The 26,954-nt window shown below is 55.0% G+C and carries 21 protein-coding genes; 8 read left to right on the plus strand and 13 right to left on the minus strand.

Annotated features, from left to right (window positions below; genetic code table 11):
* Positions 1 to 25: 25 nt before the first annotated feature.
* From KF784_08175 to KF784_08185, 3 genes are all read right to left on the minus strand, one after another.
* Positions 26 to 1,012, minus strand: a complete 987-nt coding sequence (locus KF784_08175; GenBank protein ID MBX3119026.1) for a hypothetical protein — start codon at positions 1,010 to 1,012, stop codon at positions 26 to 28.
* 180 nt (positions 1,013 to 1,192) lie between these two features.
* Positions 1,193 to 2,086: a hypothetical protein gene (locus KF784_08180; GenBank protein MBX3119027.1), complete on the minus strand. Its 894-nt coding sequence runs from the start codon at positions 2,084 to 2,086 to the stop codon at positions 1,193 to 1,195.
* Positions 2,087 to 2,088: 2 nt separating this feature from the next.
* Complete coding sequence (locus tag KF784_08185) at positions 2,089 to 2,970, minus strand: hypothetical protein (GenBank protein ID MBX3119028.1); 882 nt, start codon at positions 2,968 to 2,970, stop codon at positions 2,089 to 2,091.
* 210 nt (positions 2,971 to 3,180) lie between these two features.
* On the opposite strand from KF784_08185, the gene clpB reads away from it, so the two are divergent.
* Positions 3,181 to 5,793 carry an ATP-dependent chaperone ClpB gene (clpB, locus tag KF784_08190; GenBank protein ID MBX3119029.1) on the plus strand — a complete coding sequence of 871 codons (2,613 nt, stop codon included), beginning with the start codon at positions 3,181 to 3,183 and terminating at the stop codon, positions 5,791 to 5,793.
* A gap of 16 nt (positions 5,794 to 5,809) precedes the next feature.
* Here the strand turns inward: clpB and KF784_08195 are convergent, their stop codons facing one another.
* The gene (locus tag KF784_08195) at positions 5,810 to 6,160 is read right to left on the minus strand and encodes a hypothetical protein (protein ID MBX3119030.1); all 351 of its coding nucleotides are present in this window, start codon (positions 6,158 to 6,160) and stop codon (positions 5,810 to 5,812) included.
* Between the two features lie 198 nt (positions 6,161 to 6,358).
* Here KF784_08195 and KF784_08200 point away from each other — a divergent pair, with 198 nt between their 5' ends.
* From KF784_08200 to KF784_08210, 3 genes are all read left to right on the plus strand, one after another.
* Positions 6,359 to 6,769 carry a secondary thiamine-phosphate synthase enzyme YjbQ gene (locus tag KF784_08200; protein ID MBX3119031.1) on the plus strand — a complete coding sequence of 137 codons (411 nt, stop codon included), beginning with the start codon at positions 6,359 to 6,361 and terminating at the stop codon, positions 6,767 to 6,769.
* A 222-nt stretch (positions 6,770 to 6,991) separates the two neighbouring features.
* Positions 6,992 to 7,201, plus strand: coding sequence for a hypothetical protein (locus KF784_08205; protein ID MBX3119032.1), 210 nt, complete (start codon positions 6,992 to 6,994; stop codon positions 7,199 to 7,201).
* A 193-nt stretch (positions 7,202 to 7,394) separates the two neighbouring features.
* Positions 7,395 to 8,300, plus strand: a complete 906-nt coding sequence (locus KF784_08210) for a TIR domain-containing protein (GenBank protein ID MBX3119033.1) — start codon at positions 7,395 to 7,397, stop codon at positions 8,298 to 8,300.
* A 194-nt stretch (positions 8,301 to 8,494) separates the two neighbouring features.
* On the opposite strand, the gene KF784_08215 is transcribed toward KF784_08210, so the two are convergent.
* The 4 genes from KF784_08215 to KF784_08230 form a co-directional block, all read right to left on the minus strand.
* Complete coding sequence (locus KF784_08215; protein ID MBX3119034.1) at positions 8,495 to 10,006, minus strand: aldehyde dehydrogenase (NADP(+)); 1,512 nt, start codon at positions 10,004 to 10,006, stop codon at positions 8,495 to 8,497.
* Between the two features lie 173 nt (positions 10,007 to 10,179).
* Positions 10,180 to 11,076 (minus strand): dihydrodipicolinate synthase family protein, encoded by an 897-nt coding sequence (locus KF784_08220; GenBank protein MBX3119035.1) that lies wholly within the window; start codon positions 11,074 to 11,076, stop codon positions 10,180 to 10,182.
* Between the two features lie 134 nt (positions 11,077 to 11,210).
* Entirely contained in the window at positions 11,211 to 12,458 is a 1,248-nt protein-coding gene (locus KF784_08225; GenBank protein MBX3119036.1) for an FAD-dependent oxidoreductase, read from the minus strand.
* Positions 12,458 to 13,471 (minus strand): 4-hydroxyproline epimerase, encoded by a 1,014-nt coding sequence (locus tag KF784_08230; protein MBX3119037.1) that lies wholly within the window; start codon positions 13,469 to 13,471, stop codon positions 12,458 to 12,460. The genes KF784_08225 and KF784_08230 overlap by 1 nt, the downstream gene beginning before the upstream one ends.
* Positions 13,472 to 13,577: 106 nt before the next feature.
* Between KF784_08230 and KF784_08235 the strand changes: the two genes are divergently transcribed.
* A complete protein-coding gene (locus KF784_08235) occupies positions 13,578 to 16,769 on the plus strand; it encodes a DUF1553 domain-containing protein (protein ID MBX3119038.1) in 3,192 nt (1,063 codons plus the stop codon).
* Between the two features lie 105 nt (positions 16,770 to 16,874).
* Complete coding sequence (locus KF784_08240; protein MBX3119039.1) at positions 16,875 to 18,386, plus strand: DUF1501 domain-containing protein; 1,512 nt, start codon at positions 16,875 to 16,877, stop codon at positions 18,384 to 18,386.
* A gap of 9 nt (positions 18,387 to 18,395) precedes the next feature.
* On the opposite strand, the gene KF784_08245 is transcribed toward KF784_08240, so the two are convergent.
* From KF784_08245 to KF784_08260, 4 genes are all read right to left on the minus strand, one after another.
* Complete coding sequence (locus KF784_08245) at positions 18,396 to 20,453, minus strand: ATP-dependent helicase (GenBank protein ID MBX3119040.1); 2,058 nt, start codon at positions 20,451 to 20,453, stop codon at positions 18,396 to 18,398.
* 237 nt (positions 20,454 to 20,690) lie between these two features.
* Positions 20,691 to 21,665 (minus strand): acetyl-CoA carboxylase carboxyltransferase subunit alpha, encoded by a 975-nt coding sequence (locus tag KF784_08250; protein ID MBX3119041.1) that lies wholly within the window; start codon positions 21,663 to 21,665, stop codon positions 20,691 to 20,693.
* A complete protein-coding gene (gene accD / locus KF784_08255; protein ID MBX3119042.1) occupies positions 21,655 to 22,443 on the minus strand; it encodes an acetyl-CoA carboxylase, carboxyltransferase subunit beta in 789 nt (262 codons plus the stop codon). Before accD ends, KF784_08250 begins: the two co-directional genes overlap by 11 nt.
* Positions 22,444 to 22,628: 185 nt before the next feature.
* Positions 22,629 to 23,252 (minus strand): DNA-3-methyladenine glycosylase 2 family protein, encoded by a 624-nt coding sequence (locus tag KF784_08260; GenBank protein MBX3119043.1) that lies wholly within the window; start codon positions 23,250 to 23,252, stop codon positions 22,629 to 22,631.
* 69 nt (positions 23,253 to 23,321) lie between these two features.
* Between KF784_08260 and KF784_08265 the strand changes: the two genes are divergently transcribed.
* Together KF784_08265 and KF784_08270 are read left to right on the plus strand one after the other, a co-directional pair.
* Positions 23,322 to 24,782 (plus strand): proteasome accessory factor PafA2 family protein, encoded by a 1,461-nt coding sequence (locus KF784_08265; protein ID MBX3119044.1) that lies wholly within the window; start codon positions 23,322 to 23,324, stop codon positions 24,780 to 24,782.
* A 298-nt stretch (positions 24,783 to 25,080) separates the two neighbouring features.
* Complete coding sequence (locus KF784_08270) at positions 25,081 to 25,743, plus strand: hypothetical protein (protein ID MBX3119045.1); 663 nt, start codon at positions 25,081 to 25,083, stop codon at positions 25,741 to 25,743.
* A gap of 178 nt (positions 25,744 to 25,921) precedes the next feature.
* Here KF784_08270 and tsaD read toward each other — a convergent pair whose 3' ends face one another.
* Complete coding sequence (gene tsaD, locus KF784_08275; GenBank protein ID MBX3119046.1) at positions 25,922 to 26,938, minus strand: tRNA (adenosine(37)-N6)-threonylcarbamoyltransferase complex transferase subunit TsaD; 1,017 nt, start codon at positions 26,936 to 26,938, stop codon at positions 25,922 to 25,924.
* Between the last annotated feature and the right edge of the window lie 16 nt (positions 26,939 to 26,954).

Consider the following 26,954-nt stretch of genomic DNA (forward strand, 5'->3'; position numbering starts at 1 on the left):
AGAGAATTTCAGATTGGATCAAGTGTTAAAGCACCGAGATAATCTTGCTTCGAGTTGACATCGCAGTTTCATACTCTTTAACACGGCGGAAAAACGTTACTGTTGGGTCATTGTGATAAACACCACGCCAGGTGAGTTGCCTGCTCTTCTCGTCGTAAGTGATCTCCAAGACATCGTCTAACAAGACTACATCTCGATGCCATACAAGGGTGTCTTCATCCAAAATCTCTTCACGAAGATCATCTTCTACAACGCGTCGAGAGGTCCAAGGACCACAAGCTGCTCGATACGCTTCTGCATATTTTGGATCTTGTATATCCTTGTCCATCTTTTCGGACTCTTCCCTAGTAAGAACAAAAATTCTGTAGGCAACATTGGGCTGCTGCAAATGAGCAATGCTGCCTAACTCGGACAAGAAGTTGATGCCAGATTTATCAAAAAACCAGCTTAAGGAGTTCTTTTGAATCGTTCTGTATGAGGTGCAACCCTCGGCTAGCTCCTTCAGAATGCGTAAATACACATCGGGGGGCACATCGGATACGACGTGTTCGCTTCCGAAAAACAGTTCGACGACCTTGGTTCTGAATTCAGAATCCTTGCTTCTCATCGTCTTGTGTAAAAGCGTCCCGAACCCGCCGGACATGTTGTGTTCGAGAACGTTGCTAAGAATCGTAAGACTTCGCTCCATCGATGCAGCATCCTGACCTCCTTCCTGTATGCCCAGTCGAGATGTGATTCTTTCCACCTTGTAGGAAGTCGCGTCAAGTTTCTTCTTTAGAGCAGTTGTGGTTCCAACAAACCGCTCAAGGTAGTAGATGATAGTCAAGGGGATAAGGCCAATGACAACGGTCATCAAATGAATGATGAGCTCTTTCGTCTGCTCTTGTCCTGGCTGATTCGCCTTAAAGAGAGCGCTCGTCAGAAGAACGAATAAACCAATAGCAGCAAGTACCAAAGCGGTCGCCAAATGCGTCTTCAGTAAATGCATGAACTTGTTGTCTACTTGACTCACGACGAGATAATACTTGAAACAGAATGTAAATCACAGAGTAAATGTGGAACTGTTTTTGTCAACGAGCAAGCTTGTTGACTGGGCGTGTGAGGTATCCATAGCGTTCTGTATTGGTAAGGTGATTGACAAGCTTGTGGTTAGAGGCTGGACAAACAATCTGATTCATAGTATCGCTGCGGCTCAAACCGACGACAGGTTTAAGCCTAGTTTGCGAAATACACGCATGGCCTTTGCTTTGACCACTGCATCCCAGCAAATGAACGTCATCGCCAGGAACGATAAGACTCCCCACAAAATGAGGAAGTATCTCCAAAGCTCCGATTGGGAAGTTGCAAGGTCTGCTGCAGTAACGTATGCCGAAGCACCAAGCAAAGCGACCGCGACCACGCTAACCCACAAGCACCGCAGCTTGTCTTCCCGCCCGAGCCAGTATCGCCTCTGCACTTCACGAGGAAATCTCGAGCGAGCGAGCGTTGTGTGTCCTTGTCTCGACCAGTTCTGCAAATCTGAGACAAGGCCCGGATATCGATAGCTTTCGTCGTACTCGCCAATTTCGATGAGTTCAATCTTGAATTCGACTCCAGGCTCCTTCAAGGAAAGAAGCATGTGCTTCGAATGCTTTGCCTCTTTTAGCTGAACCTCGTTCACATCCTTGCTGGCAAGGTTCAAGTCGCTGACCAGACCCGCAAAACGGAAAACAGACGATTCCAGCCACATCCATCCTTTGTCTGTGCCGGTCTGCCTCCCGCCCTGCCAGATTTCGATGTTGACGCAAGCGAGAGCCGAAAGATCGTCCGCTGGCTTTTTTTGCAGGATGTCCTCTTCCTCGCTTTCATACGGAGGATTCCTAAGAAGAAAGCCGGAGGCAAAGGCGAACATCAAGAGAAAGATGGCGTAAGTCAGCCCATAACGTATCCAGTCGTCTGCCTCAAGAATATTCCCAACTCCCAGACTCAGAAACCCTACCGGAAACGTAAGAAAGACAACGCTTCGAGCCAGTCTGCATCGCGACTCCCATCGCTTCCGCTCCTCTCGATCCGGCCTCCATTCTGACGATGCTACCGCACGGTCCATAGCTACACCTGGACTCCGGCCCGCCGTAGCCGCCAGGTTCGCACCAGCGCGATCATTGTGTGGCTGCTCGTCAGCATGGTGCCCACCAGACAGGCTGTAACCAAAAGCGGTACGGAATCTGCCGATTCCAAGGGCTTCCTACCCACCGCTCCCAGAATCGCGAGCAGCCAATAGGCAGCTCCCAGCACAACGCCGGCGGCAATCTCGTTTGCTAGAAAGAACGGCTTGAACAAACGCTCCTCCTGCACCTTTAGCGGAAGCTCGAACGGCTCGTACTCTTCCGGCACAAAGTCATCCATCAGCGGTTTCACAGACTTGATATCCCTAAGGGCTGTATCCTCTCCAAAACGGTCACCCATGAAATCCACCAGCACCCGCTGACCCCTCCTCACTGGACCGTTAAGCTCAAGCCGCAGGCGGTCGACCAGCAGACCGCGCTTGAATTTGCTCGACTTGATGTAGGAGCGCGAGACCGCAGCCCTTGTACGCAGTCCCACAAAGATGAAACCTTCATGATTCATCGCGAGCCAACCCCTGTCTTGGCCCGTCACCACACCTCCTTGCACAATCCTGAGTTCGACACGCACCGCCTTGCGCCCTCTCAGCTCCTTCTTCAATTCAGGCAGCCTGAGGTAGCTGACGCTGTTCACGATAGCGGCTTTGAGCGTCTGCTTTACGAAGCCGCTGGCAAGGAATGCGACGCCAAAGACCACCACTGGGCTGAACGTCGGAAGCCCTATCCGAGCGGGGTTCGAGGCAAGATATCCGCAGAAGCAAAGGAGCAAAATGAAGAGCGTAAGATCCCAGCGCTCAAAAACTTCGCGCCTGATGATATGGCGCGGCGCTCTTGCCCAGCTGTCAGCAGTCGCTTCCCCGATTTTCATTCTCAATATATTAGAACGGATTTGGCTTGGTTTAGGTTGAATAATAGTTGCACAGCCACAGTCCGTGGCATGGTTGCTTTCATTCAGTTTCCCAAGCCCCAAAATTCCCCAGGACTAACCCACTCTGCCGGAACTTCCGAAAATAGAAAGCGTTATAATAGATATCATAAGATAACTTGAGTCTTATAGACTCATGTATACAGAACCGAGATGAGATTCGACAAACTCACCATCAAAGCGCAGGAAGCCATCCAGGGAGCTCAGCAGCTAGCCTCCGACCTCCAGCATTCGACCATCGACGTCGAACATCTGCTGGCATCGATGATCCGGCAGGAGGGCGGCGTGGTCCGTTCCCTGCTTGAAAAGCTGAGCGTCGACGCCGACACCGTTCTTTCCGAGACGCAGAAAGAGCTGGACCAGATCGCCAAGGTCAGCGGCAGCGGGGCGGCTTACGGCTCGTCCATGTCCAGTCGCATCAGCCAGCTCTTCAACGAGGCTTTCAAGCTCGCCGACGCCAACGAAGACGAGTACGTCTCCACCGAGCACTTCCTTCTGGCGATGGCAGGCGACACCGGCCCGGCAGGAAAGATCCTAAAGCGGTTGGGGGTGACCGCCAAGGAGCTGGAAGCCGCGATCGAAGACCTGCGCGGAGGGCGCAAGGCCAATGATCCCAACGCAGAAGACCGCTACAAGGCCCTGGAAAAGTACGGCATCGACCTGACCGCCAAAGCCCGCCAAGGCAAGCTGGACCCGGTGATCGGGCGCGACGAGGAGATTCGCCGCGTCATCCAGGTGCTCAGCCGCCGCACCAAGAACAACCCGGTGCTGATCGGTGAGCCGGGCGTCGGCAAGACCGCCGTTGTGGAGGGGCTTGCCCAGCGCATCGTCGCCGGGGACGTGCCGGAGAGCCTGCGCAACAAGTCGATCATCTCGCTCGATCTGGGCGCGATGGTGGCGGGTGCGAAGTATCGCGGCGAGTTTGAAGATCGCCTCAAGGCGGTGCTCGACGACATCAAGCATGCCGAAGGCCGCGTGGTCCTTTTCATCGACGAGCTGCATACGCTCGTGGGTGCGGGCAAGGCCGAGGGCTCATTAGACGCCAGCAACATGATGAAACCGATGCTTGCGCGAGGAGAGCTGCGGTGCGTGGGCGCGACCACGCTGAACGAATACCGCCAGTACGTCGAGAAGGACAAGGCTTTGGAGCGGCGCTTCCAAAGCGTCTACGTGGGCGAGCCGAGCGTCGAGGAGACGATTTCGATCCTGCGCGGGCTCAAAGAGCGCTATGAGATTCATCACGGAGTGCGCATCACCGACTCCGCGCTCGTCGCCGCCGCAACCCTCTCCCACCGCTACATCTCTGACCGCCTCCTGCCCGACAAGGCCATCGACCTCGTCGACGAGTCGGCTTCGCGGCTGAAGATGGAGATCGACTCCGTTCCGCAAGAGATCGACGAAGTGGAGCGGCAGCTGGTGCAGCTGGAGATCGACCGCGAGGCCCTTCGCAAGGAAGAGGACGAGCCCAGCAAAGAGCGCCTGAAGACCACCGAAAAGAAGCTCGCCGAGCTGCAGGAAAAGGCAGTCGGCATGCGTGCGGAATGGCAGAAGGAAAAGGAGCAGATCGACGCCGTTCAGAAGATCAAGCAGGAGATCGACACCCTCCGGCTGGAGCTTCAGAAGGCCGAGCGAGATTCCGACTGGGCCAAGGCCGCCGAGATTCAGCATGGGCGCATTCCGACCCTCCAAAAGCAGCTCGAAGACGAAACGAAACTGCTGGAGAAGGTTCAGGCAGGCGGCAAGATGCTGAAGGAGGAGGTGGACAGCGAAGACATCGCCGAAGTGGTGAGCCGCTGGACCGGCGTCCCCGTCAGCAAACTCCTTCAAGGCGAGATGCAGAAGCTCCTCACCATGGAAGACTTCCTGCGCAAGCGCGTGGTCGGGCAGGATGAGGCTTTGCAGATCGTCAGCGACGCGATCCGCCGCTCGCGCAGCGGCATCGCCGACCCGAACCGCCCTATCGGCAGCTTCCTGTTCTTGGGCCCCACCGGCGTGGGCAAGACCGAAACCGCCAAGGCCCTCGCCGAGTTTATGTTCAACGACGAGCGCAGCATCGTGCGCATCGACATGAGCGAGTACGGCGAGAAGCATTCGGTGGCCCGGCTCATAGGTGCGCCTCCGGGATACGTGGGCTATGAAGAGGGGGGCCAGCTGACCGAGGCCATCCGCCGAAGGCCGTACAGCATCGTCCTGCTGGACGAGGTGGAGAAGGCGCACCCCGAGGTCTTCAACGTCCTGCTGCAGCTGCTCGACGACGGTCGGCTCACCGACGGTCAGGGCCGCACGGTGGACTTCAAGAACACCATCGTCATCATGACCAGCAACTTAGGATCGCACCATTACAGCGACCCGGTGAGCGCAGACGCAGGCTTCTCCGAGATCAAGCAGAGGATTCTGGACGAGGTGCGGCTGGCGTTCCGGCCCGAGTTCGTCAACCGTCTCGACGACCTGATCGTCTTCCGACCGCTGGGCGTGAACGAGATCAAGCAGATCGTGAAGATTCAGCTTGGCCTGCTGGCAGAGCGGCTGCGCGACCGACGCATCGAGCTGACGCTGACGGATGCGGCAGCGGCGGAGATCGCGGTGGTCGGGTACGACCCGGTCTATGGCGCGCGCCCGCTGAAGCGAGCGATCCAGACGGAGATCATGAACCCGCTCGCGCAGAAGCTGCTCTCGGGAGAAATCCAAGACGGCACATCGCTAAGCGTTGACTTTGCCGATGGCAGCTTCGAGTTCACATCGGGCGACCCTGTCACCAAGGGTTAAACGGCCGGTACCAGGCTCAAGATCGCTTTTTGGGCCTGGTCATTGCCACGACCAATAGCGTGACGAACAGCACCACGAACAGCGTGCCCAATCCCAGCAGAGCGATCTTCGTCCCTCGTGCCGACATCGTGCCGAGCGCGTGCTCAGGCGACTGCCAAGTTGTGAAAGCAGCCCAGCCTAGCAGCCCGAAGAGGCCAATCGTTGCCCAACCGCGCATGCCTTTGCTCTTGGACTGCCACGCGTCTGGGATGGCGATGAGCCCGAAGAAACCCAACGCCGAAAAAGGAACGTTCGCAAACGCAACTCCCGCCGCCAAGAACGCCAAAAACTCGAGTTTGAGCAGCAGAATAGCGAAGGAGCGGAGCACTCTCGAATTATGAAACGTCGGTTAGTGAAGATGTGACCGGTAAGGATCGTAAGGAGTAAGGATTGTAAAGATTAGGTCTCGAAAACCAAAATTCCGAGACTAGAGTTTCGTTGCTCGGGCGGCCAATTGGCAATTATCCTTACGATCCTTACTCCTTACAACCCTTACACTGCAATTCCCCCGAGTATCCTCAACTCCGTGAAAGCCCACACGGAATACCTCTGGTTTCAGACCCAAAAGCAGGAAGAGTTCGTCTGCATCACCGACGAGATCGCCAAGATCGTGATGGAGTCTGGCGTGCAGGAGGGGATGGTCCTTGTCTCCGCCATGCACATCACCGCTGCTGTCTACGTGAACGACCTTGAATATGGCCTGATTGAGGACATCAAGGACTGGCTAAACGGGTTGTGCCCCAAAGCAAACTATCGGCACCACCAGACTGGAGAAGATAACGGAGAAGCCCATCTCAAGAACCTTATCATGCACCACCAAGTGATCCTGCCCATCACCAACGGCGGACTGGACCTTGGTCCCTGGCAGCAGGTGTTCTACGCCGAGTTTGACGGGCAAAGGCGAAAGCGAGTCGTTGTCAAAGTGATGGGAGAATAATTGATGAAGGCACGGTTGCAGGCCAGTACCGGCAGGTATGCCTGATGCTCACCTGCGAGTGAGATGCAAACCGGGAGAGATGATGGTGGAGGCTGTGCGATAGTTAGGAAGGCCCATTGAAGAGCAAAAGAAGTCGATGTCCAATTCGATCTTGAGGAAGGAATTCTAGCTCGCGAATTTTCTCTCTTTGCAGGGAGGACTTCTCATCATTGTCGCGGTCGCTTGCTTGGTTTGGCTCCTGATGCAACCCAAAGAGAAGGCTCGGGACATGGCTCTTCGAGAGATCGTCTGGGGACCGCTGTTGAAGGCCTGCGTTTTCAGGATGAGAACTACTTCTCCCAGAGGAGTACTCAAGGCGAAGGCTACAACATCGAGGGAGCCTATGCGCAGCAGGGGATGCAGGACGGCTCTAGCATCGCTGGTGCAACGTAGCCCAATGGCATCGATATGCTGGGTGCTGCTGAGATTATGACCATGGACGGAATGAGCAGCATGACGATTGCCGTTTATCGGTAGGCTTGATGAATGGGCTTTGGTAGCGCAGGAAGAGCAAGTGAAAATACTTTTCATTTGAGTTGAATGCCAGCAGGTTTACTTTTCCGATTTTTTTCGACAGAATTGGAAAATGAAGTTATTTCTTAGCTGGTCAGGCGATAGAAGTAAGGCCCTGGCGGAAGCATTTGACAAGTGGATTCAAAGCGTCGTACAAGCAGTCACTCCTTTTTTCTCTCCAGACGACATTGAAAAGGGAAGCTTTTGGTTTCAAGAAATTAATGAAAATCTCAAGGAAGCCAAGACGGGCATTATGTTCATAACGCAAGAGAATCGCGATCGACCTTGGATGCTCTTTGAAGCGGGAGCACTTGCTACAAAAATAGGAAAGCCACGTTTAATTCCTCTACTTTTTGATATGCAGCCATCTGAATTGACAGGTCCTTTAGCTAACCTAAATGTTGCAGTATTCAATAAAGATGAAATCAAGAAAGTTGTAATGACAATAAATGGGCAAGTTGAAGAACAAAGGCTGGATCCAGCTGTTCTTGACAGTGTATTTGAAAAGTGGTGGCCTGACTTGGATGACGCTGTAGCTACCATCTTGTCGCAGGAAGATCATAAGATAAGTCCCTCCAGACCTACAGAGGACATATTGGAAGAATTGCTTGCACTAGGTAGATTAACGCGCGAGTATCTATACTCGATAGAGCAACAATGGGAATTATTGGCAGAAGACCGGGAAGCACCCTTTGTTCATAAACTCCACTATCGTTATCCAAAGCACATTGTTCATCAAGCGCTCGGTAGTATTCCAATGAAGTACAGAGAGCCAGTAATTTTATTGGATTTCGAGGCAGTTACAATGAAAGCTGCTTCCGAATTGATACAAGCGTCTCCAGCAACAGTGCGTTCGAGAGCGAGCATAGGGCGGCAAATGCTTAAAGAGTCTTTACTGGAACTGAAGATGAATGTTAATAGAGAAAGGTTAGCCGTATCTGCAAATGAAGACTCCCAGACCTCTGACGAGGAAGAGTGAGGCGTACTATATGACAGCGTTTATGGTGCAATCTAAGCTTGCCCGTATTATCCACTGAAGTCAGTGTTAAGTTGATGTTGAATGATGTATGACATGCGTTATGAAACAAAAGAGAACAATCAGATAGTAGAGCCGCAAAAGTGATACACCCAAAGATGAGACTTATTCCAAGCCGTTGGTGCTTGTGTACCGATTCACCCACGGAGTTCTTTCGGCAACAACTCTCTCGGGAAGTTCTGATAGCAAACCGGCCTCAGCCAGCGGTCAATCGCTCTTCCCCCGACCGATGTGGACTGCCCATCGGTCGTTGCCGGGAACGGTCCGCCATGCACCATTGCTTGGCATACCTCAACCCCAGTTGGGAACTGGTTTAAGATCACGCGACCCGCTATTCGTGTGAGTACATTCAGAATTGGCGCAGCGTGGGCAAGGTCAGTGGGAGTCGCATGGATCGTGCCCGTAAGCTGTCCTTCCATGACCGCAATGGCTTGGGCTGCTTCTTCGATGGAGTCACAAATCACGAGCAGCGTTTCCGGTCCAAACACCTCATCGCGCACCTCGCTTTCGTGCATGAACGTAGCTGCCGAAACCTCGAACACAGACGTTTCCCCCGGCTTGTCCGCCGATACAATCGGCGTCACTCCTTTTAAGCCGGAGATCCGCCGAACCATCCTCAAATAGTGCTCGCCGATCCCTTCTGTCAACATCGTTCCACAAGGTGTCTCGCTCATCAGTTGGGCAAATCTGGACTTAAACGCTTCAAGCCCCTCCATGCCAACGATGAACGCCACTCCAGGATTCGTGCAGAACTGCCCAACTCCAAGTGTTACGCTGGCATGAAGTCCCGTCGCGAAACCCTCGGGGTCGGTTGCGAGCTTGTCGGGCATTACCACCACGGGGTTGATGCTGCTCATCTCGGCATAAACCGGGATCGGGGTTGGGCGTGATTGGGCGAGCTTCTGGATAGCGAGTCCACCTGACCGCGATCCTGTAAACCCAACGCCTTTGATAGATTCGTGCTGCACCAACACCTGGCCGATCTCGTACCTCTCGTCAAAGAGCATCGAAAACACACCCTCGGGCATGCCGGTTTCCTGGGCCGCAGCAACAATCGCGTTCGCGACGAGTTCCGAAGTACCAGGATGTGCGGGGTGAGCCTTGACAACGACTGGGCACCCAGCTGCCAAAGCGGATGCCGAATCTCCTCCGGCGACCGCAAACGCGAGAGGAAAGTTCGATGCGCCAAAGACGGCGACAGGACCGATCGGTTGCTTCATAGATCGGACGTCGGGCTTGGGGAGAGGCTGACGGTCGGGGTCTGCGTGGTCAATGCGCACGTCTTGGTAGCTTCCGCCTTCGAGGATCGCGGCGAAGAATCGCAATTGCCCACAGGTCCGCCCAATCTCACCCATGATGCGGCCTTCTGGCAAGGCTGTTTCATGCGTTGCTCGCTGGATGATGGCCTCCTTTCCGGCCTCGATCTGCGTCGCAATTGCACGGAGAAACTCCGCTCTCTTCAACCTGCCTGCCGCTGCAAAAGTAGGGAAGGCTTTGCCTGCAAGAGTCGCCGCGTCATCGACCTCAGTTTGCAGGGCAGTGTGGAACTCTCCAGATAGGCTCTCCCCAGTAAGGCGGCTCTTGACCGTGAAGCGCTGGCCCCCGGCTGACCCGCGGCTGATTCCGATGAATGAAAGTCCTTTTAGCATGCTCTTCATAGCATGGGCGTCTCGCCCATGTTTCCCACGGTCGTCTCGACCATGGCCTTGTGCTCAGGCAAATTACCTGTCACATTATTCTGTCACGGTTCGAGTGCATGGGCGAGACGCCCATGGGACGCACGCCTGAGACGGACGTGCCACGTGACTGGACCATCCCCTCATTAGACCATTGGCCTGGTCTTCAACGCCTCATTGATCACCGCTCTCGCTTCCGCAAGCTCCGCACCCGTCAACTCCAATCTGGGCGGGCGTACCGTTACGGACCCCCATCCAACCATCTCTTGCACGAGTTTGATGAGTTGGACAAACTTAGGAACTGTATCAAGCCTGAGCAAAGGCAAGAACCACTTATACAGCTCATCGGTCTCTTTATCCTTGCCATCCAGAGTCCACCGCCAGAGAGCCACCGACTCCTTCGGGAACGCGCTGACCAGACCCGCGACCCAGCCCGTCGCTCCGGCCCTGATGCCCTCCACGATCACGTCGTCCACACCAACCATTAGCGTGATCTTGTCGCCAATCAACGCCTTAATGGCGGTGACCCGGCGCACATCCGTGCTGGACTCCTTCACCGCTTTCATGTTCGGATTTGCTGCCGCAAGCTCAGCGACCTGTTCAGGCACGAAATCTGTTTTGTACGCGACGGGGTTGTTGTAGAGGATGCAGGGAAGATCGGTCGCCCGCATCACGATCTCCACATGAGTTCGCATTTCGCGCCAATCGGTGCTGTAGGCATATGGCGGCAAGACCATCGCGCCTTTGCATCCAATCTTGGCGGCGTCCTCGATCAGGCTGCAGGCTTCGGCGGTGCTGAGTCCGGCGATGCCCGGGACGATGGGTGAATCCGGCAGGGCCTCGACGCAGGCCTTGAGGATATCGCGCTTTTCCTGGTGTGTTAGAGTCGCGCCCTCCCCGAGAGAACCGAGGGGGACTATGCCGTGGTTGCCCTCTTCGATAAGCCAGCGGACGTGCTTTTGGAGGAAATCGTAGTCGACCGAACCGTCGGATTTGAATGGGGTTGTGATGGCGGGAAAAACGCCGGAAAAGTTAACCTGCATGGAGGGCTAAAGATTACCTTTTGAGGTTCCTTCTGAGTGCGGCAGTTTAGCACGGCTTTACCAGTCCGAGATCGCTTGGTTCTATTACTTGAAGCTCTTAACGGGGCCGTAACTCCTTGTTTGATTGATGCGCCTCAATACCTCTCTGGTTTTAACAAACTAATCTCAATCTCACTTTGTTTCTCCGTCGCTATCTCAGATACGATTTTCCCTGTGATCGGCCCCATACTCATCCCCATCATCGAATGCCCGGAGGCGAAGATGAGATTCGGGATTCTCGCGGTACGGCCAAGATAGGGAAGACCATCGGGAGAGCAAGGCCGCAGCCCTGCCCATACCTTGCCACCAAAGTCCGCCTGCTTGAACTTTGGATAGTAGCGCGGGATGTTCTCTTTCAATCCTTGTATGCGAGTGGAGTTGATGCTGAGGTCGAGTCCGGCTATCTCCATCGTTCCGCCAAACCTTAACTGCCCACCCATCGGCGTGACAGCGATCCTGGCTTCGACCAAGATTGCGCAAACCTGGGGAAGCTCAACCGGATGCTCGACCATAAAGCTGTAGCCCTTGCCTGCCTGCATCGGGATCGTCAAGTCCAATCCCCGCGCAAGCTGCCCCGACCATGCGCCTGCTGCCAGCACCACCAGATCGGCATCGTAAGAGTTCTTGGTCGTTTTCACAACCGAGATTCGCCCATTTGCTCGTTCAAATCCGGCAACAGCCTCACCGCTAACGAACTTTATAGAGTCCGCCATCTGACCACGCAGCCAAGTCATGAACTGGTGGGGCGAGATGTGCGCATCGTCACGAAAATGCACTCCCCCGGCTACGTCCATCGTGATATTCGGGTCAGCTTGCTTCAGCTCATCGGGACTCAAAGCGACTGCATCCAATCCTAAATCTTGCGCCCTTTTAGCGATCTCCGTCTCGTGCTTAAAAGTCGCCGCCTCCTTGCAGAGCGAGAACAACCCTTTTGGAGTGAAGCCCCAACTTTCTGCACCGGGCATCTTGGCAAACTCTTCGTAGAGCTTCTTACTCGCCGCATTAAGCTCAAGGATGACGCCCATTGAGCGATCCACATGCGCTTGGTTCGCCGAACGCATGAACTTCCACGCCCACCCAATCAGCTCGGGGTTCAGGCTCGGCTTGATGCGAAAAGGGCCTTTGGGATTGAGCATCATCTTGAGCCCGAGGCGCACCATTCCCGGCGCGGCAAGCGGAGTGAAGTGGCTGGGCACGATCATGCCACCATTGCCGTAGCTACAGTTCTCCGTTCCCGGTGGATTCTGGTCAAGGACTATGACCTCAAAGCCCTCTTTCGCCAAAAAGTAAGCTGACGATAAGCCAACCACCCCCGCCCCAATCACCACCACGCGGTCCGCCATCAGCGGAATCCCCAGTGGTAGGGATCGTCAGGATTCAGGATCAATGTTGCCTCGCCCGTGATAAAGGCGCGGCCCCGAATAGTGGGGATTACCATGCCACCATCGCCCGAGTAGCTGCCCTCAAAAATGCTCCCTATGATGCTCTCTTGTCGCCAAATCTCGCCCGGTTGCAGCTTGCCATCGGCGGCGAGGCAAGCCATCTTAGCGCTCGTTCCCGTACCGCACGGTGAACGGTCGTAGGCTTTGCCAGGGCACAAGACGAAGTTCTTGGAATCGGCGACTTTTGAAGGTCCGAAGAGCTCGATGTGGTCGATCCGCGCCCGATCTTTGCCGTAGATGCCGTGTCTATCAAGCGCACGGAGCACCTGCCACGACCATTCTGTCAGGCGCTCAACGTTGCCCAAACACAAATCTTGCCCATGATCGGAAACCAAAAAGAACCAGTTGCCGCCGTAGGCAATATCCCCCACGACCTTCCCAATCTCCGGCACGTTCACAGTCACATCTTTCTTAAAGCGGTAGGCGGGCACGTTTTGGACGGACACATGCCCATCCTTCTCAAGGGTCGCCTCTACGATCCCGACCGGAGTCTCAATCGTGTGTATCCCTTCGTGAATCCAGTCCAAATGGCGTAGCGTTTCGATCAGTCCGATCGTCCCGTGCCCGCACATCCCCAGATATCCCGCGTTGTTGAAGAATATCACCGCAGCCGTGTGGTTCGAGTTCTCCGGCTCCAAGAGCAGCGCCCCCACAAGCACATCCGAACCTCGAGGCTCCTCGATGACGGCAGCCCGGTAACGATCATAGTCGAACCGTAGGGTCTCTACCTTGGCCTTAAGCGGCAAATCTCCAAGGTCGGGGAAGCCGCCAATGACCACCCGCGTAGGTTCTCCGCCGGTATGAGAGTCGATAACCTGGATGCGGTGGGGCGATTCGGGCATGGCTGGTTCGGAAGATACCCCGCTCAAGCGGTTCACGCTTGCTGCTGGCTCTTTCCAACTGTCGGAAGGCAAACAAACCTCCAAAACGGTTCCATTATCCGTCCAATATCTGCGAACATAAGGGAAAAGCAGAGGCGCTCAACGACGAGGGATCTCCGCCTGCCCGAGGACGCCTTTCATGTTGAGAAAGATTACGACCAGGAGCATCGCTGCTAAAGTCTTGCCTGCATTGGCTTCGCTAGGGGCTGTCTGTTTTGCCCTGCTCCCTGCCGATGCCCAAAAGCAGCCCGAACCGAAAAAGCTCCGCACCAAGATCGACTACAACCGCGACATCCGCCCGATCCTTTCCGACAAGTGCTTCACATGCCACGGCAGCGACCCCGGTTCGCTCATGGCTGGGTTGCGACTGGACACGCGCGAGAGCGCTACCGCACTTCGCGGAAACGGCCAGCATGCCATCGTCCCCGGCAAGCCCGATAAGAGTCTTATCCTCACTCGGATCAATGCCGATGCCCCCTTCCAAATGCCTCCGCCCAGTAGCAAGAAAACACTTTCTGCCGAGGAGAAAGCGTTGCTCAAGCAATGGATTGCCGAGGGCGCAGAATACAAACAACATTGGGCGTTTGTGGCCCCCGTTAAGCCGCCCCTGCCAACCGTAAAAGACAAAGCATGGCCCAAAAAGCCGCTCGACTACTTCATCCTCGCCGAACTGGAGAGAAAGGGCCTCAAGCCTTCTCCTCAAACCGAGCGAACTACGATGATCCGGCGCGTCACGCTCGATCTCACTGGCTTACCCCCAACGCCTGAAGAAGTCGACGCATTCCTTGCCGACAGCTCTCCGCAAGCTTACGAAAAGGTCGTGGATCGCCTCCTCGCCTCTCCGCGCTACGGTGAACGGATGGCGATGGACTGGATGGATGGCGCGCGATATGCCGACAGCAACGGCTATCAAGCCGACTACGAGCGCTATCAATATCGTTGGCGCGATTGGGTGATCAACGCCTTCAACAACAACATGCCGTACGACCAGTTCACGCTGGAGCAGCTCGCCGGTGACATGCTCCCGAACCCCACCGAAGACCAAGTCATCGCCACCGGATTCAACCGCAACCACCGAATCAACACAGAAGGTGGAGTTATTGCCGAGGAATGGCGAGTCGAGACCGTCATCGACCGCCTAGAAACCACCTCAGCCGTGTGGCTTGCCCTTACAACCGGGTGCGCGCGCTGCCACGATCACAAATACGACCCCATCAGTCAAAAAGAGTTCTACAGCATGTACTCCTACTTCAACAACGTGCCCGAATCGGGCACGGGAGAAGAGCGTGCCGTCAATCATCCCCCCTTCATCGAAGCTCCCTATCCTGAGCAACTTGCAAGGATGCGCGAACTCAAGCAGAAGACAGAAACGCTCGAAAAGCAGATGGAGGCCCGGGTCACCGCCAGTATCGAGCCCGCCCAAGACTGGACATTCCCTGGCAACAAGCCTCTGCCGAGCCTCAACGACGGCCTTGTTGGACGTTACGAACTGAGACCGAAACTCCAAGCTACCGGCTCCGCTCCCCAACCCAAGGCAAGCGGCGAAGTGGTCTACGAGCCAGGCCGAGTGTCAGGTTCGGTGACCGTGGGCGACAAAGGCTACGTCGATCTTGGCAATGCCGGCGACTTTGACCGCACCGATAAGTTCAGCTACGGAGCCTGGGTCTATCCCATCGAAGCCAATGGCGCCATCGTTTCTCGTATGGATGAGGGCAACAACTACCGGGGCTGGGACCTCTTTATGGTTGACCGCAGGCCCGCTCCTCATTTCATCAGCAGTTGGTCGGAGGATGCCGTCAAAGTCATCAGCAAAGAGCAAATCCCTCTCAATGCCTGGTCCCATGTCTTCATCACCTACGACGGCACCGGCAAAAAAGAAGGGATCAAGATTTATATCAACGGCAAAGAGGTGGGGCACGACGCCGAGCGCGACAGCTTGAAGGGCTCAATCCGGACCACTGTCAGCACCAAGATCGGGCGGCGAACCCCAGGCACCTTCATTAAGACCAAGGTTGACGATCTTGCCATCTACAGCCGAGCGTTAACCGCGAGCGAAGTCGCGTCGCTGGCAAGCTCCCACCCCGCAACCGCTCTTCTGGCCATCCCTAAAGACCAGCGCACAGCCGACCAAAAGCGCACGATCGCACGTTTGTGGCTGCAGGACAAAGACCCCGAGTTTGCTGCCCTTGCCAAGAGTTACGACGATGCCATCGCGGAAAAAGTAAAGCTCCAATCGCAGATTCCCAGCGTGATGGTCATGAAGGAGATGCCCAAGCCGCGCCAAGCTCACATCCTCATTCGTGGACAGTACGACAAGCTGGGCGAACCCGTAAGCGCAGGCATTCCAAAAGTCTTCGGCAGTCTGCCCGCCGGAACCCCAAACAACCGCCTGGGGCTAGCGAAGTGGATCGTGTCCCCCAAGAATCCGCTTACATCGCGGGTTGCAGTAAACCGCCTCTGGGAGCGGTTGTTTGGTACTGGGATTGTGGAGACCAGCGAAGACTTCGGCACCCGCGCCGAGTTCCCAAGCCACCCAGAACTCCTCGACTATCTAGCTACCGACTTTGTCGCCAAAGGGTGGGATTTGAAGGCGATGATCAAGGAGATCGTGATGAGTGCGACCTACCGACAGTCATCGAATGTGACCCCCGCTCTCCTCAACATTGACCCCGAGAACCGGCTGCTTGCGAGAGGTCCAAGATTCAGGCTCCAAGCCGAAATTCTGCGCGATAGCGCCCTTGCGGTCAGTGGCTTGCTCAAGGAGAAGATCGGAGGAAAGTCGGTTTATCCCTATCAGCCCGATGGCCTTTGGAATGAGACCTCGGCTTACGGAAACCTTCTGAACTACAAACACGCTACCGACGGCAGCGAATATCGTCGCAGCCTCTACACCATCTGGAAGCGCACCGCTGCGCCGCCCAATATGACCCTCTTTGACGTGCCCACGCGTGAGATTTGCCGGGTGCGCCGTGCCATCACCAACACCCCCCTCCAGGCCCTCGCTCTGATGAATGAGCCGACTTACCTGGAAGCGGCAAAGATGCTTGCGCAGCGAGCGATTAAGCAGGGTGGATCGACCCCAGAGAGTCGCATCCGATTCGTCTATAAAGTCGTCTTATGCCGCGCGCCAAAGCCGAATGAAATGAGGATTCTAATGGCTGGACTGGAGAAGCGACTTGCGAAGTATCGCGAAGATCAAGACGCGGCTAAGAAGCTGATGATGGTCGGCGAGAGCAAAGTTGACCCGGCCTTGGACACGGCTGAGCTCGCCGCCTACATGGTCTTGACGAGCACGATTTTGAACCTGGACGAGACCCTCACGAAGGAGTAGAACGATGGTGCAGCACACGACGACCAACCACCGAATCTCCTCCTCACGTGGAGAGAATCCGTCTGAATTAGCCTTGACCCTGACTCATCGAGGAGCCCGATAGATATGGACCCGATCAAGATCCTCACCATGCAAGACGCCGTAAACCGGCGGACCTTTCTCAAGCGCTCGGCTGGGCTCGGGCTCGGTGCGCTTTTCACACTCCTTGTGAAGGATGGTTTCGCCGCAGTCGGCCCAAAAACAAACGGATCGTTCCCCTTCGACCTGAACGGCTTCGGCCCCGACGGCAAGCGCTTTGGCGGGCTGCCCAGCGTCCCTAACTTCAAGCCCAAAGCCAACCGCGTCATCTACCTCTTCCAGAGCGGTGCGCCCTCGCAGATGGACCTCTTCGACTACAAGCCCGTCCTGAACGAGAAGCGCGGGGAAGACCTGCCCGACAGCATCCGCCAAGGCCAGCGCCTCACCGGCATGACCAGCGGGCAAAAGACATTCCCGGTCGCTCCCAGCATCTTTAAGTTCGTGAAGAAGGGCCAAGCGGGAATCTATATGAGCGAGCTTGTGCCGCACATGGGCGAGATCGTCGACGAGCTGTGCTTCATCTACTCGATGCACACCGACGCCATCAACCACGACCCCGCTGTCACCTTTTTCCAGACTGGATTCCAAATCGCAGGACGCCCCAGCATCGGCTCTTGGCTGTCTTATGGATTGGGGACCGAGAACGCCGACCTGCCCGCTTATGTGGTCCTGACCTCCATCGGCACAGGCCGCCCCGACGATCAGCCCCTGTATGACCGGCTTTGGGGTTCTGGGTTCTTGCCCACCGCGCACCAGGGCGTAAAATTCCGCAATACCGGCGATCCGGTGCTGTTTATGAACGATCCCGACGGGATCGACCAGAGCACCCGGCGGGACATGCTCGACGATCTGATGGGCCTGAACAAGATCAAGCAGGCTGTGAGCGGCGACCCGGAGATCGACACGCGCATCTCTCAATATGAGCTTGCATTCCGCATGCAGACTTCGGTGCCCGACCTTTTGGATATCTCTAAAGAACCGGCGACCATCTTGGAGATGTATGGCCCGGATGTGAAGAAGCCCGGAACCTACGCCTACAACTGCCTTCTTGCGCGGCGCATGGCCGAGCGGGGAGTCCGGTTTGTGCAGCTCTTCCACCGAGGATGGGACCACCACGACACGCTGCCCAAGGCGATTAAGGGTCAGGTAGGAGATACCGATCAGGCGTCGGCGGCGCTGGTGAAGGACTTAAAGCAGCGGGGGATGCTGGACGATACGCTGGTGATTTGGGGCGGAGAGTTTGGGCGTACGGTCTATAGTCAGGGCGAACTGACGCAGATGAACTATGGGCGCGACCATCACCCGCGCTGCTTCACCATCTGGATGGCCGGTGCAGGCGTGAAGAAGGGAATGGCTTATGGAAAGACCGACGACTATAGCTATAACATCGTCGAGAATCCGGTAAGTGTGCACGACCTGCATGCCACGATCTTGCACCTGCTCGGGATCGACCACACTCGGCTGACGTACCGATATCAGGGTCGGGATTTTAGGCTGACCGACGTCTTCGGAGAGTTGGTTGAGGACGTGTTGGTGTAGCCGAAAACATCACTGAGGCATATTGTTAATGTCGCGTAATATCGCAGCAATTTCGATCTGAGTTAATGGAACATTAGTTCTATCAATTGTGCCTCCGCCAGTGTGATTAAGGAATATAGATGGTATTTGATTTTGCAAGTTGCCAAATACAGCCCGATATCGTGCATAAGACATCACGCAACATGCTCTTGCTCTGGTTATCGATACATATAGTAATCTTGCTGCTTCGCTCATCAGATATGGGTACGGCTTCTGATAGTCGTTAGGTAAAACGCCATCCTCTAGCCCGGGGATAAATACAGCGTTTGCAGTCAATCCCTTTGCCCCGTGCATTGACATAATTCGAATAGCTGGGACTACCTTTTCTGCGATCGGTTGATCTTCACCGATTCGCCGATAGCTTTCCGATACTAAAGTTGATTGCTGTTCAATAGTATCAGTCATCGTGTAATTTTTCGTTTCCTCTAAGGTAAAATGACTTGGCAATGTATTACAAAACTGCATCCAATCACTTATATAAGCTGTGCCAAGAATATCTTGAAGAACCTTAGCAATTTCATCTCGTCTCATGTCAAGGGTATCAGACTTGGACCATGCTAAAATGGTCGATAATACTTTCCTCAAGCGCGATATTGCACCATCTAGTCTGCTATTACCAGTTTTAGTTATCTGAGATGTGTAGAATATAGACTGGTAGTTAGTGTTAGGGGTCTGCAAAATAAAATCCCGTAGCCGTTCACAAGATGAGATGCCAACACCGGAGAGACTGCCAAACAACATTCTGGTAGCAACATAATCGTCAGACACCCCTGTAGGCTTTAAGGATGTAGAGATACGTAGTAGGCACTGGACAACAATGCCAGCAATTGAGTCAGCAAAGGTTTCATCTCCCGAATACTCAAACGGAATATCGCGTTCTAGTAACGCGTCCTGTATAGGAGACCATAACAGCTTCGAGTTAGACAGAAGTATCAATATTGTGTTTGCTGCTACGCCACACGCTAGTAACTGTTCACAACTTTGGGCAATAAACGTAGCTTCATCTCTGTGTGTCCTGAAAACCGCTCTGACAACGGTTCCATTTACTGTTGGACTTGCTGTGGAGTGAGCTGAGACAAGAGTCTTAGGAATGCGATTGGGTATTGGTGATGAAACTACTAGCGACACACCAGCGGCAAGAATGTCCGTTGAGCATCGTACACATGTATTAAGGGCGTGCTGGCTACATTGAGGATACTTCGCCACGAAGTTTTGTATCCCAAGTGGAGAAGCATGTCGAAAACTGTATATGCTCTGATCATCATCTCCGGCTACCATGACGTTAACTCCGGAAGTAGCCAAGATGTCAATAAACTCGATATCGGCAGGATTTAGATCTTGATATTCGTCAACTATCATATACTTGATGTTTAGAATTTGGACAATATCCAGTGCTCCTGCGTTAATCTGATCAACGCACTCACGAACAATTTCTCCAGGAAGCACACAAGCGTAAACTTGAGCGGATTGATTGTGGAATATTTGAAATTTTTGTTGCTCGTCAGTAGTGATCGCGATTCCGTTTCGCGGTAACACATACGTTGGAGCACTCTGTTGCCCTGTGCTCCAAAATGCTTCAAAAAAACGTCGAATATCTGTTCGCCTCCGAGTACTTGGTATTCCGGCACACTGGCCGAATTCGGGATCGTAAAAGTTCTTTAACTCCAAATCCATTAGTACGATTGGATCAACAGGAAATCTGCTGAGAAGGCCAGCTGAGCGAAGTGCAGTCAGACAGAGTGAATGTAGAGTTGATATGGAAACTTGTTCAACCTGGGGATATCCCTTTTTTTCACAGGATTTGCGAACACGTGTTTGCAGATCACGTGCGGATGCTCGTGTAAATGAGACAACTGCAATGGTGGAAGGTGTTACCCCTGATGCAAGTAAGTGTTCGACGCGTTTCTCAATCGCTTGAGATTTTCCTGAGCCTGGACCTGCAACGACACGTATATGTGTAGCCGCATCATGTGCGATAGCATCTTGAGTTGTATTGATGACCGCCCATTGCTGTTGGGTTATTGGCACTTTGATGACCCCCCGATGTTAGCAAGTATGCCACATGACGAAATAAGCATACCTTAGGGAGTTGATTTGAGGGCACAAGACACACATACGTCAATTATGGGTTCTGGCGACATGTAGTCTTGAGGCTTAAACTAGGGACCATTTGATCAGCACTTAGGCTTTTCGGCAAAAAATGGGCTTTAAGTCTTTGAGTACTAAAGCATCAGAACGCGGGGAGTGAGCTGCTGGGAGCTTCCCTCAATCCTCTCTCATCTGTCCCATTGCACGGAATTTTGCATAGCGGTCGGCTTTCAGCGCTTCGCCGTCCAACTCGTCCAGCACCTTCAGTGACCGAGCTATACCATCTTTCACCGTTGCTGCGGCTTCCACGGGGTCGCGGTGTGCGCCGCCCTTGGGTTCGGGAAGGATCTCATCCACCAATTCAAATTCAAGTGCGCTTTGGGCGGTGAGCTTGAGCGCGGCGGCGGCTTGCGCGCCTTTTTCGGGCATGCGCCAAAGGATCGCGGCGCAACCTTCCGGCGGGATGACGCTATAGATCGCGTGCTCTTGCATCATGACCCGGTTGGCCGCGGCAATGCCGATGGCTCCGCCGGAACCGCCCTCGCCGATGACGACGGAAACGACCGGTACGGTGAGCTCGAACATCTTGAGCATGGAGGCGGCAATGGCCTCGCTGATGCCCCGCGACTCGCTTTCTACTCCGGGGTCGGCAGCGGGCGTGTCGATGAAGGTGATAACCGGCATGTGGAACCGGTCGGCCATCTCAAACAGGCGGATCGCCTTTCGGTAGCCTTCCGGCTTCGCCATGGCGAAGTTGCGATACTGCCGATCTTGGATGTTGCGACCCTTTTGGTGCCCGACGATCATGACCGGGCGTCCATCGAAGGTCGCGGGTCCGCCCACGATGGCGTGATCGGCTCCGAATCGGCGGTCGCCGTCGAGTTCGGTGAAGTTCTGGAAGATGGCGGTGATGTAATCGAGGGTGTAGGGGCGTTTTTCGGCTCGCGCGACGAGGACCTTCTCCCAAGGCCCAAGTCGGCTGTACATCACGTTGAGATAGTTGTCTCGGCGCTGCTCGATCTCGGCGATGCGCTCTTCCATCGCGGCGCGCTCTTGCTGCGGCAGTTTGGGGAGCTGCTCTTTGAGCTTGGCTAAGTTATCGTCAAGCTCGATGAGCGGTCTTTCCCACTCTTTCCAGGATTTAGCGGCCATGAGTTAGGTGCCCTCCGAGCATTTTGGTTAGGAGCGAAAGCGTCGCACGCATGTCGCGGCGGTGGACAATCTTGTCGATCATTCCGTGGCTAAGGCAGAATTCGGCGGTTTGGAAGTCGTTGGGGACTTTGCTCACCCCGGCCTGTTTGCTGACGCGGGCTCCGGCGAACCCGACGAGCGCTTTCGGTTCGGCGAGGATGACATCGGCCACACTGGCGTAGCTGGCAAGGACCCCGGCCATGGTGGGGTCGGTAAAAACGGTGATAAAGGGGATGCCGTTATCGCGGCATTTTTGAACGGCGGCGGTGGTCTTGGCCATCTGCATCAGGCTCAAAAGCCCCTCTTGCATCCTTGCGCCACCGGATGCGCAGAAGACGATCACGGGCATGCCGCTGTCGATTCCCCGTTCCATGGTGCGCGTGACCTTTTCGCCATTGACCGAGCCCATCGAGCCGCCCATAAAGCTGAAGTCGGCGACGGCGATGCTCACGGGCAGTCCGTCGAGCTTGGCGAGGCCGGCGACCATGCTGTCGTGCATGTCCATTTTCTTCTCGGCGCCCTCCAGCTTCTCGGGGTAATCGGGAAAGCCGAGCGGGTTGCCGGAGCGCAGCTCCTGGTCAACCTCTAGGAAGCTGTCGGGGTCGAAGGTCCAAGCGATGCGCTCTTTGGCGCTGAGGCGGTGGTGGTGTCCACAATGGGGACAGACACGTAGGGCCTGCTCGAATTCGACCGAGAAAAGGATTTTCTTGCAGTTCGCGCACTGGACGAAGGCTTGCATAAGCGAAGGATCAGGATACCTGGGGAAGGGTGGGGGCGATAGGGAGAAACGATGAGTGATGAACGATCAGCTATCAGCGATCTGCTATCAGCGATCAGCGATCGGAAATCTGAAATCAGAGATCAGCAATCTACAATCTACGATCTACGATCTACGATCCCTCCCAGCCACGAGCTGCTTGGCCCTTAGCTCGGCAAGTCCTTGAGCTCCAAGACTTCCCACATGTAGTAGCTGCCGATGGACCTGTAGGGCCGCCATGGTTGGGCGATCTCTTCGAGCTGTTTGATGCTGCAGCCGCCATCCATTCCGTAGAGTTTTTTCGCGCCGTTGCGTACACCAAGGTCATCGATGGGCAATACATCGGGCCTGCCGAGGCGGAACATCATGAGCATGTGGACGGTCCACCGCCCGATCCCCTTCACCTGGGTGAGCGATTCAAGGATATGTTCGTCGTCCATTTCGATCATCTCCTTCATGGTGGGCAGTCCTTGCTTGGCACGGGCCGCGAGGTCGCGTAGATAGCCCTGCTTTTGACGGGAGATTCCTGCGCTGCGGATGTACTCCTCGGAGGCGTTGAGGATGTCGTCGGGTTTGGGGAATGGGGAGTCTGGGAAAAGGGCGATGAAACGCTTTTCGATGGTGCTTGCGGCGGCTCCGGCAAGCTGTTGGAAGATGATCACGTGGGCCAGGTATTCGAAGGTGTCGCCAACGCCGATGTGCTGTCTGCCTTGGGCGGGTCCAACAACGTCGATCACCTTTCCTAAAACCGGATCAACGCTCTTGAGATGCGCCATCGCCTCTTCGATCATGAAGATGTTTTACCGTCTTTTTGTGCCTATCGCGTGACGCGGGGCCAGGATGCAACATAGAATAGGTTCATGGATCGTCCGCGCACCGATCGCGTTTTCGGAGTCGAAACGGAGTACGGCTGCCTAGTTGCGGATGAGAATCTTGGCTCGCCCGAGGCGGCTGTCGAGCTGATCAAGGATTATGTGTTCTTTGATATGAAGCTCGGGGCGATGGATATTCATTCGCGGGATGAGGTTTTTGAGCCTGCCCAATGTGGCGGGTTCTTGATGAACGGAGCCCGGCTGTATATCGATGCGGTTGGGAGCCACCTCGAATACGCCACTGCCGAATGTCGGTCTTTGAAAGACCTTGTCGCCAACGACCGAGCGGGGCAGAGGCACATCGTCCGAGCAATTCGAGAGCTTGACCTCGTTGACGACGTCTGCATCTATAACAACTCGGTTGACCACTTTGGCGGGCATACCTTTGGGTGCCACGAGAACTACCTCGTTGAGGCGAACGACGAATTGCTCACGGAGCGCGTGGAGATGTTCTATCCGTTCTTGGTCACTCGGCAGATTTATGCGGGCGTTGGGCGAGTGGGCGGGCATGTGCTCTCGGCTAATGCGTTTCGGCCGAACTATCAGGAGGTGGTGGACAACCCAATCGACTACATTTGGGTGAGCCACGTTTATGGGGTTTTGCCCGACGATTCAGTGAACTATCAGCTCAGCCAGCGCGCCGACCACATTCTGAAGACCATCGCGAGCCGGGTGCGGTTTAACCGCGCGATTATCAACCCGAAGTGGGAGCACTTTTACACCTATGGCGGGCGAACGCGCTTGCACCTGCTATATGGCGAGGCAAACCAAAACGAGTATGCCTATGCGCTGAAGGTGGGGACGACTTCGCTTGTGGTGGCTTTGCTTGAGGAGAATGCGGTTCCGCAGCGGTTGCTGCTGTCGCAGCCGGTTTTTGCGCTCAGGACAGTCAGCAGAGACGATGAGTACAAGTGGCTGGTTGAACTTGCCGACGGCACCACGATCACGGCGATTGACCTGCAGCGGGAGTACCTCAAGCTTGCCGAGCGGTTTCGGGGGGAGAGCGAACAGACCGATTGGATTTTGAACGAGTGGGCGGCGATCTTGGACGGCTTGGAGAAGGACCCGATGGCGCTTGCCGACAAGGTCGATTGGGTGGCGAAGAAGAAGGTGGTTGAGCAGTATATGGAGTCGGAGGGGCTGGGCTGGCAGGATGACGCCCTCCAATCCATCGACTTGGAGTATCACAACATCGACCCGGATCAGAGCTTGTTCCACGCGTTGCAGGAGATGGGGCAGACCGAGCGGATGCTGGACGATCTGGACATCGTGGATGCGATGACGGACCCGCCGCAAAACACTCGGGCCAAGGGTCGGGCGAAGTTGGTGCGTGAGGTTATGGCGCGGAAGGGTCGGAAGTATTACGCTTTTGATTGGAACGGGGTGTCGGTGGATCAGTTGACATATGTGGAGATGCCGGATCCGTATGAGACGTACGATGAGTCGTGAGTAGCGGGTAGCTATGAGTGAGTAGTGAGTAGCTGGGAGATAGAAGAGAGAGGATTTCGCGCAAAGTGCGCAAAGGAGCAAAGCTCGCAAAAAAAGGATGGCGTGAGTTGAGGGTCGTGAGTAGCTAGGTGTGAGTAGTAAGTCGCTGGGGATTGGAGAAATGGGATTTCTCTCAAAGTGCGCGAAGGAGCAAAGCTCGTAAAGAGGGATGGCGTGAGTTGAGGGTCGTGAGTAGCTAGGTGTGAGTAGTGAGTCGCACGGATATTGGAGAAATAAGATTTCTTACAGGAGTTGAGTTATGATCGGAGCTGTTTTCATGCTTTGTGTAGCCGCTTCTTCCGTTGAGGGACCGGTTTATCATGAACAGTTGACGGTTGCTGGCAAGGGGTTTACGGCAACCTGTTATACGGATACTCCGTTCAAAACTGGGACAGTAGCCATCCGCACGACAAGCCCGAAGGGCACTCATCGAATTCAACTCACCCTTCCATCGGGGACCTGGCCTGATGATCATGGATCTCGAAAGTTCAGACCGATCTTGTTTAGCCGCGTAATCTCCAGCAAGACGATCCTCTTCGTAACTCTCGCCGAGGAGTCTGGAGTCTATGGGTACAGCCAAATTGTCCCTTACGAACTAACCGCCAGCGGTCCCAAGATTTTAAAGTCCTCAAACGATCTTAGTTTCAGCGATTACGGTGGCTGGGGGCCGACTTCAAGAGGGCTTTACATGTGGGATTATCTGTATCTTCCAGATGTTGAGCCCCATGGTGGGCCGCACAAGTACCAACTCTTTGAATTTGAGCTTAGAAATGGCAAATTCAAGAGAGTTGGCATTCATACCACGAAGAAAAAATACTATCCTGAAAGTGTTGCTGATTGGGTTGGTGAAGCTAGCGTGTCCAAGAAAAACGATCCTCTACGTGAGTTTGGACTGAAATGGCGATGGTGGGGACAGCAATAGCGGAGGTTCTATTTCAGTGTCTTGTTGTCCCATACCGCTCTGGGATATTATCCGTGGATGTTGGAAATCCTCTTCGCGCAAACCGCTTACCAATTCGGTCAATGGACAGGAAGAATCTTTTGGATCGTGCTCATCGTTGCGATCATTTGGGCCGTTCTAAAGAAGAAGCGGAAGTAACCTACCTCGGCAGATTGTCGTTAGCCAAACAGTCTAAATCCCAGTTGTCCGATTCACCTTGAGCCAGTCTGAAGGTTGCGGCGAGACCGATCATAGCGGCGTTGTCGGTACACATCTCCAGCGGAGCGGGGGCGAAGGGAATGCCGAGTTTGTGGGCCTCTGTTTCGAGCCTCTTGCGCAGGTCCATGTTCGCGGCGACACCACCGGCGAGGGTGAGCGCTTTAGCCCCCGATTGTTCGATGGCTTCCATCGACCTTCGGCTGAGGATGGAGTTGATCGCCTCCTGGACTGAGGCAGCAGCATCAGGGACTCTCAGGGCGGTCCCTTCGTTTTGTACGAGCCTAAGCACGGCGGTTTTGAGCCCGCTAAAGCTGAAATCGAGCGTCTCTTCCCGTTCTAACCCTTTCGGTAATGAGTAGCGCGTGGGGTTGCCGTCTGCGGCTTGCTCCTGGATCGACTTTCCACCGGGGTAGGGAAGGTTGAGGAGCCTTGCCGACTTGTCGTAGGCTTCGCCAGCGGCATCGTCGCGGGTCTGCCCGATCAGCCGATAACGTCCCACTTCTTCCACCAAAACAAGCTCCGTGTGGCCACCGCTGACGAGAAGGCAGATGTGGGGAAAGGGAAGGTCAGGCTTCGCAAGAAGCGGCGAGAGGATGTGGCCTTCGAGGTGGTGAACGCCGATGAGAGGGAGCTTGAGCGCGTAGGCGAGGGCTTTCGCAGCGGTGACACCGACGCTGAGCGAACCGACAAGGCCAGGGCGGTTGGTTACGGCGATAGCGCCAAGCTCTTCCTTGGCTATGCCTGCTACGGATAGCGCCTCTTCAAGGGTCGGGAGGATGGCTTCGACGTGGGCTCGGGCGGCGAGTTCAGGGATCACGCCACCCCACTTCTGATGGAGGTCAATCTGGCTTGCGATGATGTTTGAGCGCACGTCCATTCCCACGAGGACGGCAGCGCTGGTTTCATCGCAACTGGTCTCGATGGCGAGGATGGGACGGTCGAAGGTCGGGGGGAGCATGGGGGAGTCTTGATTT

The organism is Fimbriimonadaceae bacterium (assembly GCA_019638775.1).
Lineage (GTDB): Bacteria > Armatimonadota > Fimbriimonadia > Fimbriimonadales > Fimbriimonadaceae > JAHBTD01.

Excerpts from the sequence above, each read along its gene's own strand:
- KF784_08180 (MBX3119027.1), bottom strand. The coding sequence starts at position 2,086 with ATGGACCGTGCGGTAGCATCGTCAGAATGGAGGCCGGATCGAGAGGAG.
- KF784_08185 (MBX3119028.1), bottom strand. The coding sequence starts at position 2,970 with ATGAAAATCGGGGAAGCGACTGCTGACAGCTGGGCAAGAGCGCCGCGC.
- clpB (MBX3119029.1), top strand. The coding sequence starts at position 3,181 with ATGAGATTCGACAAACTCACCATCAAAGCGCAGGAAGCCATCCAGGGA.
- KF784_08210 (MBX3119033.1), top strand. The coding sequence starts at position 7,395 with ATGAAGTTATTTCTTAGCTGGTCAGGCGATAGAAGTAAGGCCCTGGCG.
- KF784_08215 (MBX3119034.1), bottom strand. The coding sequence starts at position 10,006 with ATGCTAAAAGGACTTTCATTCATCGGAATCAGCCGCGGGTCAGCCGGG.
- KF784_08220 (MBX3119035.1), bottom strand. The coding sequence starts at position 11,076 with ATGCAGGTTAACTTTTCCGGCGTTTTTCCCGCCATCACAACCCCATTC.
- KF784_08225 (MBX3119036.1), bottom strand. The coding sequence starts at position 12,458 with ATGGCGGACCGCGTGGTGGTGATTGGGGCGGGGGTGGTTGGCTTATCG.
- KF784_08235 (MBX3119038.1), top strand. The coding sequence starts at position 13,578 with ATGTTGAGAAAGATTACGACCAGGAGCATCGCTGCTAAAGTCTTGCCT.
- KF784_08240 (MBX3119039.1), top strand. The coding sequence starts at position 16,875 with ATGGACCCGATCAAGATCCTCACCATGCAAGACGCCGTAAACCGGCGG.
- KF784_08250 (MBX3119041.1), bottom strand. The coding sequence starts at position 21,665 with ATGGCCGCTAAATCCTGGAAAGAGTGGGAAAGACCGCTCATCGAGCTT.
- accD (MBX3119042.1), bottom strand. The coding sequence starts at position 22,443 with ATGCAAGCCTTCGTCCAGTGCGCGAACTGCAAGAAAATCCTTTTCTCG.
- KF784_08260 (MBX3119043.1), bottom strand. The coding sequence starts at position 23,252 with ATGATCGAAGAGGCGATGGCGCATCTCAAGAGCGTTGATCCGGTTTTA.
- KF784_08265 (MBX3119044.1), top strand. The coding sequence starts at position 23,322 with ATGGATCGTCCGCGCACCGATCGCGTTTTCGGAGTCGAAACGGAGTAC.
- KF784_08270 (MBX3119045.1), top strand. The coding sequence starts at position 25,081 with ATGATCGGAGCTGTTTTCATGCTTTGTGTAGCCGCTTCTTCCGTTGAG.
- tsaD (MBX3119046.1), bottom strand. The coding sequence starts at position 26,938 with ATGCTCCCCCCGACCTTCGACCGTCCCATCCTCGCCATCGAGACCAGT.